Source organism: Rhodococcus sp. 14-2483-1-1, assembly GCF_002259335.1.
In the GTDB taxonomy this organism is placed as follows: domain Bacteria; phylum Actinomycetota; class Actinomycetes; order Mycobacteriales; family Mycobacteriaceae; genus Rhodococcoides.
The window spans coordinates 763,962-779,817 of sequence record NZ_NPFX01000014.1; the positions used below are offsets into that span (position 1 = coordinate 763,962).

Sequence of the window (15,856 nt, forward strand, 5' to 3'; positions counted from 1 at the left end):
CAAGGGGTGAGGTGGGTTCGACGAGGGGAGTGGCGGCGTGATGCGGTGGTGGGTGACAGGCGTGGTCGGGGTGATGGTTCTGGTCGCCGGATGTGGCGATTCGACGTCGGGAGCGCCGGTGGCGGATTCGCCGACGTCGGTGGTTGCTGCGCCTGTGTCGAGTGAGCCGTGGGATCCATGCACCATCCCGAACAATGCCATCGAGGCCGCGGGATTGGATGTGGGGAGCAAGGAACCGGATCTCCGCGGTGGGAACTCGGTCGCCTCGGACTGGAAGGTGTGTAGTTGGAAGAACCCTGAACCTGGATCCTGGTTCTACGTTGGGGTCTTCTCGTCATCTCACGACCTCGAGTACTTGAAGCAGAACACACGCTTCCGAGGGTTCGAGGATGAGGTCGACGGCGGAGTGGAGTTTCGGAGGTCGGGCCAGGATGCCGAGGTGAACTGTGGCATCGCACACGAGGTTGACGGTGGAATCGTGTACTTCATCCTCGATGGGCGCGGTTCTCGGGCCCCGCTCGGCGACCCATGTACCGAAGTCGCGCAGGTCGCTGAGGCGCTCAACGGGTTTCTGCCACCGAACGCCAACTAGAACGACGACGAGAGGTTCCACGATGGCTTCTGGCTCTGAATACCTGTGGAGTGCGACCGAGAAATGGCGTGAGCTGTCCGATCAGGCGGAGGCAGGGGTCCTCGAGATACCAGAGGAAGTCGCTTCTCACTGCGACGCGGTGTGTGCAACGTACTTGGACCACCTGGACGACATGCTGGTGAAGACCGCCTATCTCGTGGACATCGACGCATATGGCACCCTTCCGTCGGCTCAATTGTTGGGTGCGAAGTTCAAGCGACTGGCCGATGGCGAACAAGGGTCGGCGGCTGCTGTGATCAGGCAGCACATCGAGGTCATCGAATTGATGCGTTCGGTGTTTCGCCGCTATTTCGTCGACACCGAAGCGGTCGATCAGAGTGTGGGAGCTCGGATCGGCGGTATCGGAGCGGGTCTGGGGAGTAGGTCCGCAACCCCACACCCTTTCTCTCGACCTCGCACCCCCGCTGTGCCCTGAATCCCGGCGCGCGGTCGGCAAAGAGGGTGTGAGGTCTCGCAAATAGTCGCGCCGTACCGTCGAACATGCCCGAAATGTCCGTAAAGGCAACCGCAGCAACACAATCGAGACAACGTTCGCGAATGGGATGACTTAGTCTGCGAGCGTGAATCTCTCCACTGCACGTCTGGTGCCGATGCGACCGCGTGATCCCCAGGAGCCGCACCGGGCCGCGAGTCCACTCGAATTGTTCTTCGACCTCGTGTTCGTGGTGGCCGTGAGTATCGCGGCAGTGCAGCTCCACCATGCACTCACCGAGAACCACCTTGCCGACGGTCTTCTGAGCTATGCGCTCGTGTTCTTCGCGATCTGGTGGGCATGGATGAACTTCACCTGGTTCGCCACGTCGTTCGACACCGACGACTGGCTGTATCGCGCGTTGACCGTTGTGCAGATGGCCGGAGTCCTGGTGCTCGCCGCGGGGATCGAATCGGCGTTCGTGGACAAGAATTTCGCGATCGTGGTACTCGGCTACGTCGTGATGCGCGTGGCGATGGTGACGCAGTGGGTTCGAGCATCTCGGTCGAGTGAGTACAAGAAGACCGCACTGTCGTACGCGATAGGCATTGCGGGAGTGCAGGTTCTGTGGATTCTCTGGATGGTGCTGCTCGACGGTACGGCCGCTGTCATCATGTTCTTCGTGCTGGCGGCTGCCGAGATGTCGGTTCCGGTGATCGCCGAACGCAGCGGCTCGACGCCGTGGCATCCGCATCACATCACCGAGCGCTACGGGCTGTTCACGCTGATACTGCTCGGCGAAAGTCTGCTCGCATCGGCCAACGCCATCATCGAAGCGCTGCACGACGAGACTGCCCTGGCACCGTTGATCTCCATTTCCGTCCTCACACTCGTCGTCACCGCGAGTCTGTGGTGGATCTACTTCTGGCCGCCGCATCACCGGGCAATCGGAAAGTTCGGCAACTCGCTGATCTACGGCTACGCGCACTACTTCATCTTTGCGGCCGCCGGCGCGTTCTCGGCCGGCATCGAGGTCGAGATCGACGTGCTCACCGAACACAGCAAGCTCGGCGACGTCGCCGCGTCGTTCACCGTCACGGTGCCGATTGCGATATTCGTCCTCGGAGTGTGGCTGATCGCGATTCGTTCCAACGCGGATCGCGTCGTCAACATCGCGGTTCCGGTGGGCGCCCTACTCGTGTTGTTCGACCCGATCATTCCCATCCCGATCACCCTCACCGCCGCGGTCATGATCGTCGTCGTCGGCGTGCTCGTCGCACGCGGGCCACGACCCCCAGCGTTAGGTCGTTCCGCAGGCTCCACTCCCCAGCGTCCCGCATGAGAAACTGACCACATGAGTATCGGAACCCTGATTCTGCTCCGCCACGGCGAGAGCGAATGGAACGCGTCCAATCAGTTCACCGGTTGGGTCGACGTGCGACTGACCGAGAAGGGTGAGGCCGAGGGCAAGCGTGCCGGTCAGCTCCTTGCCGAGGCCGGAGTGCTGCCCGACCTGCTGTACACCTCGCTGCTGCGTCGCGCGATCAGCACCGCCAACCTCGCGCTCGACGCGGCCGACCGCCACTGGATTCCTGTCGTTCGCGACTGGCGACTGAACGAGCGGCACTACGGCGCGCTGCAGGGCTTGAACAAGGCCGAGACCAAGGACAAGTACGGCAACGAGCAGTTCATGCTGTGGCGTCGTAGCTACGACACCCCGCCGCCCGCCATCGAGGTCGGCAGCGAGTTCAGCCAGGATGCCGATCCCCGCTACGCCGATCTGGACAGCGTTCCGCTGACCGAATGCCTCGCAGATGTGGTCGAGCGGCTGATCCCGTACTTCGAGGAGACGATCGTCGCCGACCTGAAGGCAGGCAAGACCGTGCTCGTCGCCGCGCACGGCAACTCGCTGCGTGCGCTCGTGAAGTACCTCGACGAGATCTCCGACGCGGACATCGCCGAACTGAACATTCCCACCGGTATCCCGTTGCAGTACGACCTCACCGAGGTCGACGGCAAATTGAAGCCCACCAATCCGGGCGGCACCTACCTCGATCCGGAAGCAGCGGCCGCGGGAGCTGCTGCCGTGGCAAATCAGGGCGGTAAGTAACTCCACCGCGCACAAACCGGCAGTTTGTCGAAACTGCAGGTGAACGAACGAAGAACACTGCCGACGAGGACTATGACGACCAGGGAAATGCCTGCACCCTGCGTATGTGAGCTGTCCATCGAACGTACGATTCCGGTGTGAGTGTTGCATCGGCCGTACTACTGGCAATTGCCGCGGCCTTCGTGGGATACCTCGTCGGCGGTGTTCTCATCCCGTACCTCAACACTCGACACTCGGAGCGTCGCCGCGCCACGTCCGGCCTGACGATGTCGCAGGTACTGGACCTGATCGTGCTCGCGTCGGAGAGCGGCATCGCCGTCGTCGATCAGTTTCACGACGTCGTGCTGTCGAATCCACGGGCCGAGGAGCTCGGTTTGGTGCGTAACCGTTCGATCGACGAGCGCGCCTGGGCTGCGGCGACGAAAGTACTGTCCGACGGCCATCCCGTCGAAGTCGATCTCAGCTCCAAGGCTCCGCGACCGGGCCGCGACAAGATCGCCGTCCGATGCGTCGCGCGCCTGCTCAGCAAGGAAGACAAGCGCTTCGTCGTACTGTTCGCGGACGACGATTCCGAGCAGGTGCGGATGGAAGCGACGCGTCGCGACTTCGTGGCCAACGTCAGTCACGAACTCAAGACACCCGTCGGTGCGATGAGCCTGCTGGCCGAGGCTCTGCTCGAGTCCGCGGACGATCCGGATTCCGTTCGGCATTTCGGCGGCAAGGTCGTCGCCGAATCCAAACGTCTGGGCAACATGGTGACCGAGCTGATCGCGCTCTCGCGATTGCAAGGGGCCGAGAAGCTACCCGACCTCGAGGTCGTCGACGTCGACACCGTCGTCAACGAGGCGATGGACCGCTCCAAGCTCGCCGCCGAGAACGCCGGCATTTCCGTCACCACCGATCACCCGAGCGGACTCGAAGTACTCGGCGACCAAGCTCTACTGGTGACGGCGCTCGCCAACCTCATCCAGAACGCGATCGCGTACTCGTCCAACGGATCGCCCGTCTCGGTCAGCCGGGCACTACGCGGCTCGCAGGTCGCATTCGCGGTCACCGACCGCGGCATCGGCATCGCCAAAGGCGACCAGGAACGCGTCTTCGAACGATTCTTCCGCGTCGACAAAGCTCGGTCGCGGGCCACCGGCGGCACAGGCCTCGGCCTGGCCATCGCCAAACACGTCGCAGCCAACCACAACGGCAGCATCTCGTTGTGGAGCAAGCTGGGCACCGGATCCACCTTCACCCTCCAGATCCCCGCGTACTTCGAAGAAGAAGACGACGCTGCGGTTACAGAAAGAGAGAATCAGTGACCAACGTCCTGATCGTGGAAGACGAAGAGTCGTTGGCCGATCCACTGGCCTTCCTGCTCCGCAAAGAAGGGTTCGAGGCCACCGTCGTGGGCGACGGACCGTCGGCTCTGGCCGAGTTCGATCGCGCCGGAGCGGACATCGTGCTGCTCGATCTCATGCTCCCCGGGATGAGCGGCACCGACGTGTGCAAGCAATTGCGTTCGCGCTCAGGTGTTCCCGTCATCATGGTGACCGCACGCGACAGCGAGATCGACAAGGTGGTCGGCCTCGAACTGGGAGCAGACGACTACGTCACCAAGCCCTATTCGGCACGCGAGCTCATCGCCCGCATCCGCGCGGTACTGCGTCGGGGCTCCGACGCCGAGGTCGACGGCGGAGTCGACACCGGAGTGCTCGAGGCCGGCCCGGTGCGCATGGACGTCGAACGCCATGTGGTGATGGTGGGATCCGAGCAGATCACGTTGCCGCTCAAGGAATTCGACCTGCTCGAGTACCTGCTGCGCAATTCCGGTCGAGTGCTCACCCGCGGACAGTTGATCGACCGGGTGTGGGGAGCCGACTACGTCGGCGACACCAAGACATTGGATGTGCACGTGAAGCGACTGCGCTCCAAGATCGAGGCGGACCCGGCCAAGCCGGAACATCTCGTGACCGTGCGCGGGTTGGGTTACAAGCTCGAGGGGTAGTGACTGCGGCATGTGCGCGGAAACTCGTAGTGGGCTACGAGGTTCCGCTCACATGCGGCGCAGCCGCTCTATCGACGCTGGGCCTCACGAGTGGCCGGGTGTACGGCGATCAGACCCAGGCCACGGCGACGCTTGCACAGTGACGCCAGTTCGTCGTACGCGGCTTTGCCGAGCAGCTCGGTCAATTCGGGCTTGTAGGACTCGAACACCTGCTTCGCGCCGACGTGGGCGTCGGGTGAGCCGGAGCAGTACCAGTGCAGATCGAGACCGCCCTCGCCCCAGCCGCGGCGGTCGTATTCGCCGATGGTGGTCTTGAGAATCTCCGAGCCGTCCGGCCGCGTCACCCAGTCCTGGGTGCGCCGGATCGGCAGCTGCCAGCACACATCGGGCTTGACCTCGAGCGGCTCGATGCCCTTGCGCAGCGCCATCGAGTGCAGCGCGCACCCGATACCGCCCTCGAAGCCGGGACGGTTCTGGAAGATGCACGCACCCTTGTAGCGGCGCGTACGCAGCGACTGCTCGTCGTCGAGATCGTCGTATTCGACGTATCCCTTCTTGCCAAGACCCTTGTCCATGAGCTGCCAGTCCTGCGGGGTGAGCAACTTCACCGACTCGTCGAGCTTGCGCTTGTCGTCGTCGTCGGACAGGAATGCGCCGTGCGAGCAGCACCCGTCGTCGGGCCTGCCCTCGACGGTTCCCTGGCATGCCGGAGTGCCGAAGACGCAGGTCCAGTTGGACAGGAGCCACGTCAGATCGGCGGCGATGAGGTGTTCCGAATTGTCTGGATCTGGGAATTCGACCCATTCTCGTGGGAAATCCATCTCGACCTCTGCAGCGAACGGTGGCTGCTCACGACCTGCTGTCACAAACGACGACGCTAGACCCAGTACCGTGGACCTGTGCGATTAGGGGTGCTCGACGTCGGTAGCAACACGGTGCATCTACTTGTCGTGGACGCCCACCGCGGCGCTCACCCCACCCCGATGAGCTCGAGCAAAGCAACGTTGCGCCTCTCCGAGAACACCGATGCGCACGGAAACATTACCCCTGCGGGCGCGGATCGCCTCGTGAACGAGGTTCGTGAGTTCGCAGCCATCGCGGAACGTTCGGGTTGCAGTGAACTGATGGCATTTGCCACCTCGGCGGTGCGTGACGCCTACAACTCGGAGGACGTGCTCGCTCGAGTACTCACCGAAACCGGAGTTTCCCTGCAGACATTGTCCGGCGTCGACGAGGCGCGGCTGACATTTCTCGCGGTTCGACGCTGGTACGGCTGGAGCGCCGGGCGCATCCTCGGACTCGACATCGGCGGCGGATCGCTCGAACTGGCCAGCGGAAGCGACGAGAATCCGGACGTCGCATTCTCTCTGCAACTCGGTGCCGGTCGCCTCACCCGCGATTGGCTCGACGAGGATCCACCGGGCAAGCGTCGTATCGCGGTTCTCCGGGATTGGCTGGATGCGGAATTGGCGACCCCCGCCAAGGAGTTGCTCGCGGCCGGCGACGCCGACCGGGCCGTGGGAACGTCGAAGACATTCCGTTCGTTGGCTCGCTTGACCGGTGCCGCGCCCTCCGCGGCCGGTCCCAGAGTGACGCGGACGCTCACTGCGAGCGGCTTGAGGCAACTCATAGCCTTCATATCGCGGATGACGGCCGCCGACCGTGCAGAATTGGAAGGCGTCAGCGCCGACAGGTCGCCACAACTGGTGGCCGGGGCATTGGTAGCGGAGGCGAGCATGCGGGCATTGTCGGTGGAGTCACTCGAGATCTGCCCGTGGGCGCTGAGGGAAGGTTTGATTTTGAGGAAGCTGGACACCGAAACCGACGGCGATCTGGTGGGGAGTTCGAGATGAGCGAGAACAATCCAGAAGACACCGGGCAGATCTCGGTTGCCGAGCTGTTGGCCCGAAACGGCCAGCAGACGAACCTGAGCACCGGTGGACGCCGTCGCCGAGGCGTCAAGGGCGGCATCTCCGTCGCCGAGCTCACCGGTGAAATCCCGGTCGTCCGGGACGAGCCGGGCAGCCGTAGCGCCCCGGTGGTCGACGCGCCCGCCCCGCCTCCGGCCGACCGTGACACGCCGGCCACTGGCCGAGTCGAGGCCGATGACGATCGCGTGACGCCCGACGACGCGCCCGCATTCCTGTCCTCGCGGCCACAACCGGCCCGGCCGCAGAGCGCTCGCCCGACCGCGTTCCAACCGGTGGCCAGGCGCGAGAAGCAGCAGCCCGAGCCCGAACTGCTGTCCGGCTCCACCACGGTGGCCGGTGACCTGCTCAACCGGTCGCACGACGACACCGAGCGCGGTCATCGTCCGGCTGCGCCGACGACGCCACCGGATCGTCAGCCGTATGGATCCACCGCGGCCGAACAGGGGCGGAACCGCAAGCCCGCAGGATTCACCGCGCCGCGCCAGGTCGAGGTGGCCGAGCCGAACACCGACGTCACTCCGCGAGCAGCGGTGATCGACGTCGACGACGTCGCCAAGACCGCGGTGTCTGCGCGCATTGCGCGCCCGGACGACACGGAATCCACCCCGACAGGCAAGGTCGCTTCGACCGAGGAACCTGCGACATCCGCTCCCACAAAGGCCGTCGATCTCGTCGAGCCGGATGCAGAGCGCGACGCCGAGGACAACACTGCTGCGGCACCGGAAACCGAGACCGACGCGAGCCCCGCGACCCGATCCGGCCGCCGTGCTTCGGCCGCCAAGGGCAAGGGCGGTGCCGTTCGGCAGTGGCTCGTGCTCGTGGGTCAGGCAGTGGTGGCCGTCGTCGTCGGCGCATTGCTGTTCAAGGGCTTCGAGCAACTGTGGGACGTGTTGCCATGGGTCGCCCTGGTGCTGTCGGTGCTGGTGATCGTCGGTCTCGTGGCAGTGGTGAGAATTCTCCGGCGCACCGATGATCTGATATCGATCGTCATCGCGATCGCCGTGGGTGTGTTCGTGACGCTCGGTCCGCTCGCCTTCCAGCTCAGTACCGGCTGAGCTGGAACCACGATGGCTGCGCAGCGAATACACGTCGGGCTGTCCACGGCATCGGTGTACCCGCAGAACACGGAGGCGGCGTTTCGTTACGCAGCCGAACTCGGGTACGACGGCGTGGAACTGATGGTGTGGGCCGAGTCGGTCAGCCAGGACGTCGACGCGGTGGCCGCGCTCTCTCGGGAGTACTCGATGCCGGTTCAGGCCATCCATGCGCCGTGTCTGCTGATCTCGCAGCGGGTGTGGGGATCGGATCCGATTGTCAAACTGGCCCGATCGGTCGAGGTGGCCGAGAAACTCGGGTCGGCTACGGTCGTCGTGCATCCGCCGTTCCGCTGGCAACGCAAGTACAGCGAGGGCTTCGCCGATCAGGTAGCGGAACTGGAAGCGAACTCGCACGTGGTGGTTGCAGTCGAGAACATGTTTCCGATGCGTGCCGACAGGTTCTTCGGACGCAAGGAGAAATCGGCGCAGCGACTGGAACGACGAGGCGGCCCGGGTGCCGCCCTGTCGGCGTTCTCCCCGTCGTACGACCCGACGGACGTCGGCCACGGTCATTACACCCTCGACCTCTCGCATACTGCCACCGCGGGCTCCGACGCCCTCGAGATGCTCGATCGGATGGGCGAGGGCATCGCGCACCTGCATTTGGCCGACGGCCGAGGCGCGTCCGTCGACGAGCATCTGATCCCCGGGCACGGCAGTCAGCCGTGCGTGGAGGTGTGCACCGAACTGGTGCGCCGCGGCTTCGACGGTCAGGCAGTGATCGAGATCAACACGCAGAACGCGCGCACGGTCCCCGAACGTTCCTCGATGCTCGGACAGGCACTGCAGTTCGCCCGCGCACACCTGTCCTGAGGCCGCCGGTAAGTTGTCGGGAATGAGTTCTGCCAGCCCCTTCAAGGCCGCCACCACCCTGACCGCGCTCGAGGTCGCCGCCGACACTGCGTCGTTCGCGGGCGCGATCGACTCCACCTGGACCATCGGTCCGAAGGTGCACGGCGGCGCGATGCTCGCCGTCTGCGCGGCAGCAGCGCGCAGGCATATCGTCCTGACCGACCCGGAGCAGGCCGAGATCCAGCCGCTCGCTGTGAGCGTCAGCTACCTGGCCGCTCCCGATCCCGGCGAGGTTGCGCTGTCGACAGTGGTGCGCAAACGTGGTCGCCAGGTCTCCCACGTCGACGTCGAACTCACCCAGGCCGGACGCGTTGCCGTGCGGGCGGTGGTGACCCTGGGTCGTCCCGACTCCGACGAACCCCACCACGAGACGCCGACGTCACTTGCGTCGATGGCCGTCGAACCTCCCGCCGAGACACTCGCGGTGGCAGGGGATCATCCGATGGCGTCCATCGTGCACGTCGCCAAGGGCTGCGAGATGCGTATCGACGAGTCCTCGGCGTCGTTCCTGACCGGCGCGCAGGGCGAGGCGGAGATCAGACTGTGGGTGCGTCCCTTCGCGGGCGACGAGGCCGACATCGACACCGCGGTGTTGTTCGCATTGATGACCGGAGACATCTCGGCTCCGGTGACCATGAACCGCGGAATGTTCGGTTGGGCGCCGACCGTGCAGTTGACGACCTACCTGCGGCGCCGTCCGGCACCGGGGTGGCTGCGCGTGGCGGCGACCAGCACCGTCATCGGCAGCACCTGGTTCGAGGAGGACCACGTGGTGCTGGATTCGACCGGTGCCGTCGTGGTGCAGAGCAGACAGTTGGCGATGGTGCCGCGCTCGAACTGACATGGCAGGCTTGGCCGCATGACGAGAATTGCAGTGATCGGCGGCGGACGGATCGGCGAGGCGTTGATTGCGGGACTCCTCGAGTCCGGCCACGCAGTGCGCGATCTGGTGGTCGCCGAGAAGTCAGAGGCCCGTGCGAAGGAGATCGCGAAGGAATTCGGTGTCCTGACCACCACCGTCGGCGACGCGTCCGAGGGGGCCGACGTGATCGTGCTGGCGGTCAAGCCGGCCGACGTCGAAACCGCACTGACCGAGATCACCAAGATCGAGCTCGACGGTGATCGGGAACAACTCATCGTCTCACTGGCCGCAGGCGTTCCCACCGCGAAGTTCGAGCCCAAGCTCCCCGCCGGTTTCCCTGTCGTCCGGGTCATGCCCAACACCCCGATGCTGGTGGGGGAGGGTGTCAGTGTGTTGGCTCCGGGCAAGTACGCCCGCGCCGAGCATCTCGAACTGGTGCGTTCCATCCTCTCGGCCGTCGGCAAGGTCGTGGTGGTCAAGGAACATCAGCTCGACGCCGTGACGGCCGTATCCGGGTCGGGTCCGGCCTATTTCTTCCTGGTGGCCGAGGCCATGATCGACGCGGGAGTGGGTCTGGGACTGACGCGCGACGTGGCGTCTGCGCTCGTGATTCAGACGATGGTGGGGGCCGGGGCGATGCTTGATCGCTCCGACGAGAGTGCGAACGAGCTCAGATACGCCGTGACCTCGCCGGGCGGTACGACGGCCGCAGCAGTGCGAGAATTGGAACGAAATGGCCTCCGAGCAGCGTTTTTCGATGCTCTCGGTGCCGCGAATGCCCGATCCATTGAGATGGGCATCACAGCAGATTGAAAAATCTTTTCCCCACTCCCGTCGCAGTAACCCCATCTGTCCCTATAGGCTCGGGGGCAGCACGTGCGTGTCTGTTCGGCAGGAGGGGAAGCCTGCCGCATGAGACGTGCCGGAGGTATGTGGATTGATGGCGTCTATAAACAAGCCGTCCAAGGGTTCGTCCCCGGATGGTCAACCGGCTCTGGCCGGAACGCAGTTCCTCACTGTCGCTGAAGTGGCGACGCTGATGAGGGTTTCGAAAATGACCGTGTACCGGCTGGTACACGGCGGAGAATTGCCCGCTGTACGAGTGGGTCGATCTTTTCGTGTGCACGCCAAGGCGGTTCACGACTATCTCGAGACCTCGTACTTCGACGCAGGCTAGTAGTGCACGCGGGGCCGGTTTCGTAAGTGCCGGTTCGGACCGGTAGGATTGGCGCTCGTCGTGCCAGCCAGCCGGTGTGCAGCCGTGGGCGAGTACGTGGCCCCAGCGCCAGCTCGGTGACCAAGGCTTTTGGCTCGAAGCCCTCAGGGCTTGGTTGTCAGGTAGGCGTACGCAAACGGCGTGCGCGAAAACGCTAGAGAAGAACGTGAGGACACCCGCATGGGTTCAGTGATCAAGAAGCGTCGCAAGCGCATGTCGAAGAAGAAGCACCGCAAGCTGCTTCGTCGTACCCGCGTGCAGCGCAGGAAACTCGGCAAGTAGTTCTGCCGGCATAGCTTTCACCAGGAGGCCCGTCACCATCGGTGGCGGGCCTCCTGGCGTTCGAACGTGGGCTTCGCTTCTCACCCTCGCGTCTGCCCACCGATCCAGTAGGCTTTGGACCGGAGCCGATGTTGGGGGTGCGCAGTGAGTCCGAGCGATCGTGGTGTTGCCGCGCCCCGAGTGGTCCTGGTGACCGGAGCGAGTCGTTTTCTCGGCGGATACCTCGTCACCAGACTGGCCCAGAACCCGCAGATCGAACGGGTGATCGCCGTCGACGCGCTGTCGCCGAGCAAGGATCTGCTCCGACGCATGGGCCGCGCCGAGTTCGTCCGTGCCGACATCCGAAACCCGTTGATCGGCAAAGTGATCCGTAATGCCGGCGTGGATACCGTCGTGCATGCCGCCACCGTGGCCAAACCTCCCAAATCCGGCGGCCGCGCCACGATGAAAGACCTCAACGTCATCGGCGCGATGCAGCTGTTCGCGGTGTGCCAGAAATCTCCGACGGTGGAGAAGGTGGTGCTGCGTTCGTCCTCCTCGGTGTACGGCTGCAGCGCGAAGGACCCGGTGAAGTTCACCGAGGAGATGAGCGCCCGACGCCCACCGAGCGGTGCGTACGCGCGGGACACCATCGACATCGAGGGATACGTTCGCGGACTCGGCCGTCGACGACCCGACATCGCCGTGTCGATCCTCCGCATGGCACCGCTGATCGGTCCGCGATTGAACGGCACCATCTCGCGGTACATGACCTCGCCGCTGATCCCGAGCATCATCGGCCGCGATGCCCGTATGCAGTTGTTGCACGAGGAAGACGCCCTCGCCGCGCTCGAGCGCGCCACCATCGGTGGTCCGGCGGGCACGTTCAACATCGGGGCCGACGGCACGATCATGCTGTCGCAGGCGATCCGCCGAGCCGGGCGCGTCCAGGTGCCGGTTCCGTTTCCACTGTTCAAGAGTGTCGGCCGCGCTCTTATGGGCGGCATGATGCGGGAATTCACCACCGAACAACTCGACTACTTCCACTTCGGCTGCGGCCTCGACACCACCCGCATGCGTTCGGTCCTGGGCTTCGAGCCGCGGTGGACTACGGTTCAGGCATTCGACGACTTCGTCCGCGGTGCCGCGCTGCGCCCGGTCATCAGGACCGAGTGGGTGGACGGCATCGAGAATCGACTGCTCTCGGCCGTCGATACCGGCGCATCCACGGCGCGCGCACTGGCATCACTGCGTAGCTCGGAAACAGTGCGAAGTTCGGGAGGGACGGGTGAGTGAAGTGGCCAAAGTGATTCCATTGCACGGTGGCCGCTCGGTCCGCGCGTCGCAGGGTTCGCGCGAACGGCACCCCTCCGCCTACACCGAGCCGCGTGAGCCGACGCCGCTGCTCGACCCTGCCCCCGCCGTCGCGCCCCCCTCGGCAGCGATCCCGACTCCGTTGCTCTCGATGATCGACGACACCAAGACCGCCGTCGTGGACCAGATCTCCTCGGTTGCCGAGTTCGTGCGCAGGCGTCTGGCCGGCGATTACAGCGTGGACGAGTTCGGTTACGACCCGCACTTCGCCGACGCCATCTGGCTTCCGTTGCTGCGGCCGCTGTTCGACAAGTGGTTCCGCGTCGAAGTCAAAGGCATCGAGAACATTCCGTCCGACGGCGGTGCCCTCGTCGTCGCCAACCACGCGGGTGTCATCCCGGTCGATGCGCTGATGGCGTCGGTCGCGGTGCGCGACCACCATCCGGCGCACCGTCCACTACGAATGTTGGCCGCCGACATGGCTTTCGAGATGCCCGGCGTCGGCACCATCGCCCGCAAGGCCGGGCACACGCTGGCGTGCAACCCCGATGCCGAGCGCCTGCTGCGCACCGGCGAACTCGCAGCGGTGTTCCCCGAGGGCTTCAAGGGCATCGGCAAGCCGTTCAGCGAGCGCTACAAACTGCAGCGATTCGGCCGTGGCGGGTTCGTCTCGGCGGCTCTGCGAACGGGTGCACCGATCATCCCGTGCTCCATTGTCGGCTCGGAGGAGATCTACCCGAAGATCGGCGACATCGCGCCACTGGCTCGACTGATGGGCATGCCGTACTTTCCGGTCACGCCGTTCTTCCCGCACTTCGGCCCGCTCGGCCTGATCCCGCTGCCGTCCAAGTGGTACATCGAGTTCGGTAAGCCGATTCCTACCGACTCGTACGACGCCACCGCGTTCGAGGATCCGATGGTGCTCTTCGAGTTGACCGACCACGTCCGCGAAACCATTCAGCACACGCTGTACCGACTGCTGGCCAAGAGACGCAACGTCTTCCTGGGGTGAACGCACGGGTTATCCTGTGCCAGTGCACATTCGCGACACCACCACCGAAGATCTGCCCGAGATTCTCGACATCCACAACGATGCCGTCGCCAACACGACTGCCATCTGGGACGAGGAACAGGTCGACCTCGCCGATCGCACGGCCTGGTTCGACGGTCGCCTCGCTGCGGGATACCCCGTCCTCACCGCCGAGGTCGACGGCCGGGTGGCCGGATACGCGTCGTACGGGCAGTGGCGGGTCAAGAGCGGTTACCGGCACTCGGTGGAGCACTCGGTGTACATCCACCGGGATTTCTATCGACGTGGCCTGGCCAGTGCGCTGCTGAGCGAATTGATCGAGCGGGCCAGGGCAGGCGACGTGCACGTGCTGGTGGGGTTCATCGAGTCCGAGAACACCACCTCGATCGCGCTGCACCAGAAATTCGGCTTCGCGACCGTCGGGCAGATGCCGGAGGTGGGCGTCAAGTTCGGCCGATGGCTCGATCTGACCCTGATGCAGCTGACGCTCTGAGCGCCCTGCCCGGGTGGGTCAGCCCTTGCGACGGCCGACCACGGCAGCGAGTCCGCCGCCCACTGCGCCCAAGGCCAACGCTGTCGGGACGCCGATCTTGGCGGCCTTGCGTCCGGTGCGGTAGTCGCGAATTTCCCAGCCCCGGTTCTTGGCCAGCTCACGCAGGTCCGTATCGGGATTGATCGCCACGGCGGTCCCGACGAGCGAGAGCATCGGGACATCGTTGTGGCTGTCCGAGTACGCGGTGCACCGCTTGAGGTTGAGGCCTTCACGCACAGCCAGTGAGCGCACTGCGTGCGCCTTGCCGATGCCGTGCAGGATGTCTCCGACGAGGCGGCCGGTGAACACCCCGTCCTTGCTCTCGGCGACGGTTCCCAGTGCCCCGGTGAGCCCGAGCCGCTTGGCGATGATCTGAGCCAGTTCCAGGGGAGTGGCGGTGACCAGCCACACCTGCTGGCCGGCGTCGAGGTGCATCTGCGCGAGAGCACGAGTACCGGCCCAGATCTTGTCGGCAATGACCTCGTCGTAGATCTCTTCGCCGAGCATGGTCAGTTCGGAGGTGGGGCGGCCCTTGATGAACGAGAGCGCCTTTTCTCGGCCGCTGGCCACGTCCTCGCTGTTCTCCTTGCCGCTGACCCTGAATTTCACTTGCTGCCAAGCGAATTGAGCCAAGTCGCCACTGGTGAAGTATTTGCGAGCAGCCAGCCCACGAGCGAAATGGATGATCGATGCGCCCTGGACCATGGTGTTGTCCACGTCGAAGAAGGCCGCAGCGGTGAGATCCCGCGGAATCGCGCCCTCGGACTCGATCTGCAACGCGAGCGCGGCGTCGGCACTGGCCTGGCCGGCCACGTTGGCGCGGACTTCTGCATCGGACGGACCGAAGGGGTTGCGAATCCTACGAATACGCCGCTTGAACTGTTTGTCCCCGCGCGGATCCTCGGTGTCGACCATGTCGATATCGGGCGTGGCCTCGATCGGCAGGTCGGTTCCCCCGTCACTCACTTCGGTCCTCCTCCCACTCGAGTACTCGATGCAGCCCACTCGGTCTACCCGCGCAGCCCGGTCGGTTACGCAAACAGCCCACTCGGCTACCCACGCAGCCTAGTCGTGGGTCCGACAGGACCGACGGGGGACAAGCGAAGCCGGCCGTGAGGGCGGGCCGGCGGGTGGCTGTCTGTGACGTTCGTCTCCATTGCGGACGTGTCACAGTGGACGGATGCAGACGACTCCCCCCGGCGTGGCTCTTCTCACCCGTGCAGGCTGCCAGTCGTGCACCCACGCGCTCGAGGTGTTGAGCGAGGTGTGCCGCGAGTTCGACGTGGCCGTCACGGTCGTCGACGTCGACGAGGCGGCGACGAAATCGCCTGACCTGCGTGCGGAGTACGGGGACCGAGTGCCGGTGGTGCTGCTCGACGGCATCGAGCACAGCTACTGGGAGGTGGACGTGCCCCGATTGCGGGCCGATCTGGCTCGGGCAGGGCACCCTAAGAACGTGTGATTCGTCTCCGTGTGCAGGTGAAGGCCGGTGTGCGCAACTTTGTTCATTCGTTCACAAGCAGTTACCGTGGTGTGAACAGCATTCGTGAAATAGACACGAACGCAGGATCAGCGTGAAGACCGGCATCGA

Annotated in this window: 19 protein-coding genes; 17 read left to right on the top strand and 2 right to left on the bottom strand. The window is 64.7% G+C overall.

Features of this window, described 5'->3' with window-relative positions; all coding sequences use genetic code 11:
• Positions 1-40: 40 nt before the first annotated feature.
• The 6 genes from CH294_RS14970 to CH294_RS14995 all read left to right on the top strand — a co-directional run bounded on the left by CH294_RS14970 (position 41) and on the right by CH294_RS14995 (position 5,170).
• Entirely contained in the window at positions 41-592 is a 552-nt protein-coding gene (locus CH294_RS14970; protein WP_094738350.1) for a DUF3558 domain-containing protein, read from the top strand.
• Positions 593-614: 22 nt separating this feature from the next.
• Positions 615-1,067, top strand: coding sequence for a hypothetical protein (locus CH294_RS14975; RefSeq protein ID WP_212709798.1), 453 nt, complete (start codon positions 615-617; stop codon positions 1,065-1,067).
• A 175-nt stretch (positions 1,068-1,242) separates the two neighbouring features.
• Positions 1,243-2,406 (top strand): low temperature requirement protein A, encoded by a 1,164-nt coding sequence (locus CH294_RS14980; protein ID WP_094704156.1) that lies wholly within the window; start codon positions 1,243-1,245, stop codon positions 2,404-2,406.
• A gap of 12 nt (positions 2,407-2,418) precedes the next feature.
• Positions 2,419-3,174, top strand: coding sequence for a phosphoglyceromutase (locus CH294_RS14985; protein WP_032380367.1), 756 nt, complete (start codon positions 2,419-2,421; stop codon positions 3,172-3,174).
• 137 nt (positions 3,175-3,311) lie between these two features.
• Positions 3,312-4,484, top strand: coding sequence for an ATP-binding protein (locus CH294_RS14990; RefSeq protein ID WP_032401855.1), 1,173 nt, complete (start codon positions 3,312-3,314; stop codon positions 4,482-4,484).
• Complete coding sequence (locus CH294_RS14995) at positions 4,481-5,170, top strand: response regulator transcription factor (RefSeq protein WP_032380369.1); 690 nt, start codon at positions 4,481-4,483, stop codon at positions 5,168-5,170. The genes CH294_RS14990 and CH294_RS14995 overlap by 4 nt, the downstream gene beginning before the upstream one ends.
• 68 nt (positions 5,171-5,238) lie before the next feature.
• Here CH294_RS14995 and CH294_RS15000 read toward each other — a convergent pair whose 3' ends face one another.
• Complete coding sequence (locus CH294_RS15000; RefSeq protein ID WP_052058698.1) at positions 5,239-5,991, bottom strand: hypothetical protein; 753 nt, start codon at positions 5,989-5,991, stop codon at positions 5,239-5,241.
• 78 nt (positions 5,992-6,069) lie between these two features.
• Between CH294_RS15000 and CH294_RS15005 the strand changes: the two genes are divergently transcribed.
• The 10 genes from CH294_RS15005 to CH294_RS15050 all read left to right on the top strand — a co-directional run bounded on the left by CH294_RS15005 (position 6,070) and on the right by CH294_RS15050 (position 14,226).
• The gene (locus CH294_RS15005; RefSeq protein ID WP_032380371.1) at positions 6,070-7,023 is read left to right on the top strand and encodes a Ppx/GppA phosphatase family protein; all 954 of its coding nucleotides are present in this window, start codon (positions 6,070-6,072) and stop codon (positions 7,021-7,023) included.
• The gene (locus CH294_RS15010) at positions 7,020-8,156 is read left to right on the top strand and encodes a hypothetical protein (protein ID WP_032401857.1); all 1,137 of its coding nucleotides are present in this window, start codon (positions 7,020-7,022) and stop codon (positions 8,154-8,156) included. The genes CH294_RS15005 and CH294_RS15010 overlap by 4 nt, the downstream gene beginning before the upstream one ends.
• A gap of 12 nt (positions 8,157-8,168) precedes the next feature.
• A complete protein-coding gene (locus CH294_RS15015; protein ID WP_094738351.1) occupies positions 8,169-9,011 on the top strand; it encodes a sugar phosphate isomerase/epimerase in 843 nt (280 codons plus the stop codon).
• 22 nt (positions 9,012-9,033) lie between these two features.
• Complete coding sequence (locus CH294_RS15020; RefSeq protein WP_037153771.1) at positions 9,034-9,891, top strand: thioesterase family protein; 858 nt, start codon at positions 9,034-9,036, stop codon at positions 9,889-9,891.
• An 18-nt stretch (positions 9,892-9,909) separates the two neighbouring features.
• Entirely contained in the window at positions 9,910-10,725 is an 816-nt protein-coding gene (gene proC / locus CH294_RS15025) for a pyrroline-5-carboxylate reductase (RefSeq protein ID WP_037153767.1), read from the top strand.
• Positions 10,726-10,852: 127 nt separating this feature from the next.
• Complete coding sequence (locus CH294_RS15030; RefSeq protein ID WP_008713658.1) at positions 10,853-11,089, top strand: helix-turn-helix domain-containing protein; 237 nt, start codon at positions 10,853-10,855, stop codon at positions 11,087-11,089.
• Positions 11,090-11,308: 219 nt separating this feature from the next.
• On the top strand, positions 11,309-11,410 hold the full coding sequence (locus tag CH294_RS15035) for an AURKAIP1/COX24 domain-containing protein (RefSeq protein ID WP_003402602.1): 102 nt from the start codon (positions 11,309-11,311) through the stop codon (positions 11,408-11,410).
• A gap of 144 nt (positions 11,411-11,554) precedes the next feature.
• Positions 11,555-12,685 carry an NAD-dependent epimerase/dehydratase family protein gene (locus CH294_RS15040; protein WP_170944728.1) on the top strand — a complete coding sequence of 377 codons (1,131 nt, stop codon included), beginning with the start codon at positions 11,555-11,557 and terminating at the stop codon, positions 12,683-12,685.
• On the top strand, positions 12,678-13,715 hold the full coding sequence (locus CH294_RS15045) for a lysophospholipid acyltransferase family protein (protein ID WP_032401861.1): 1,038 nt from the start codon (positions 12,678-12,680) through the stop codon (positions 13,713-13,715). Before CH294_RS15040 ends, CH294_RS15045 begins: the two co-directional genes overlap by 8 nt.
• Before the next feature lie 22 nt (positions 13,716-13,737).
• Positions 13,738-14,226, top strand: a complete 489-nt coding sequence (locus tag CH294_RS15050) for a GNAT family N-acetyltransferase (protein ID WP_037153764.1) — start codon at positions 13,738-13,740, stop codon at positions 14,224-14,226.
• 18 nt (positions 14,227-14,244) lie between these two features.
• On the opposite strand, the gene CH294_RS15055 is transcribed toward CH294_RS15050, so the two are convergent.
• Positions 14,245-15,180: an HAD-IB family hydrolase gene (locus CH294_RS15055; RefSeq protein WP_052058697.1), complete on the bottom strand. Its 936-nt coding sequence runs from the start codon at positions 15,178-15,180 to the stop codon at positions 14,245-14,247.
• Positions 15,181-15,445: 265 nt separating this feature from the next.
• Between CH294_RS15055 and CH294_RS15060 the strand changes: the two genes are divergently transcribed.
• Positions 15,446-15,727 (top strand): glutaredoxin family protein, encoded by a 282-nt coding sequence (locus CH294_RS15060; RefSeq protein ID WP_094738352.1) that lies wholly within the window; start codon positions 15,446-15,448, stop codon positions 15,725-15,727.
• Positions 15,728-15,856 lie beyond the last annotated feature (129 nt).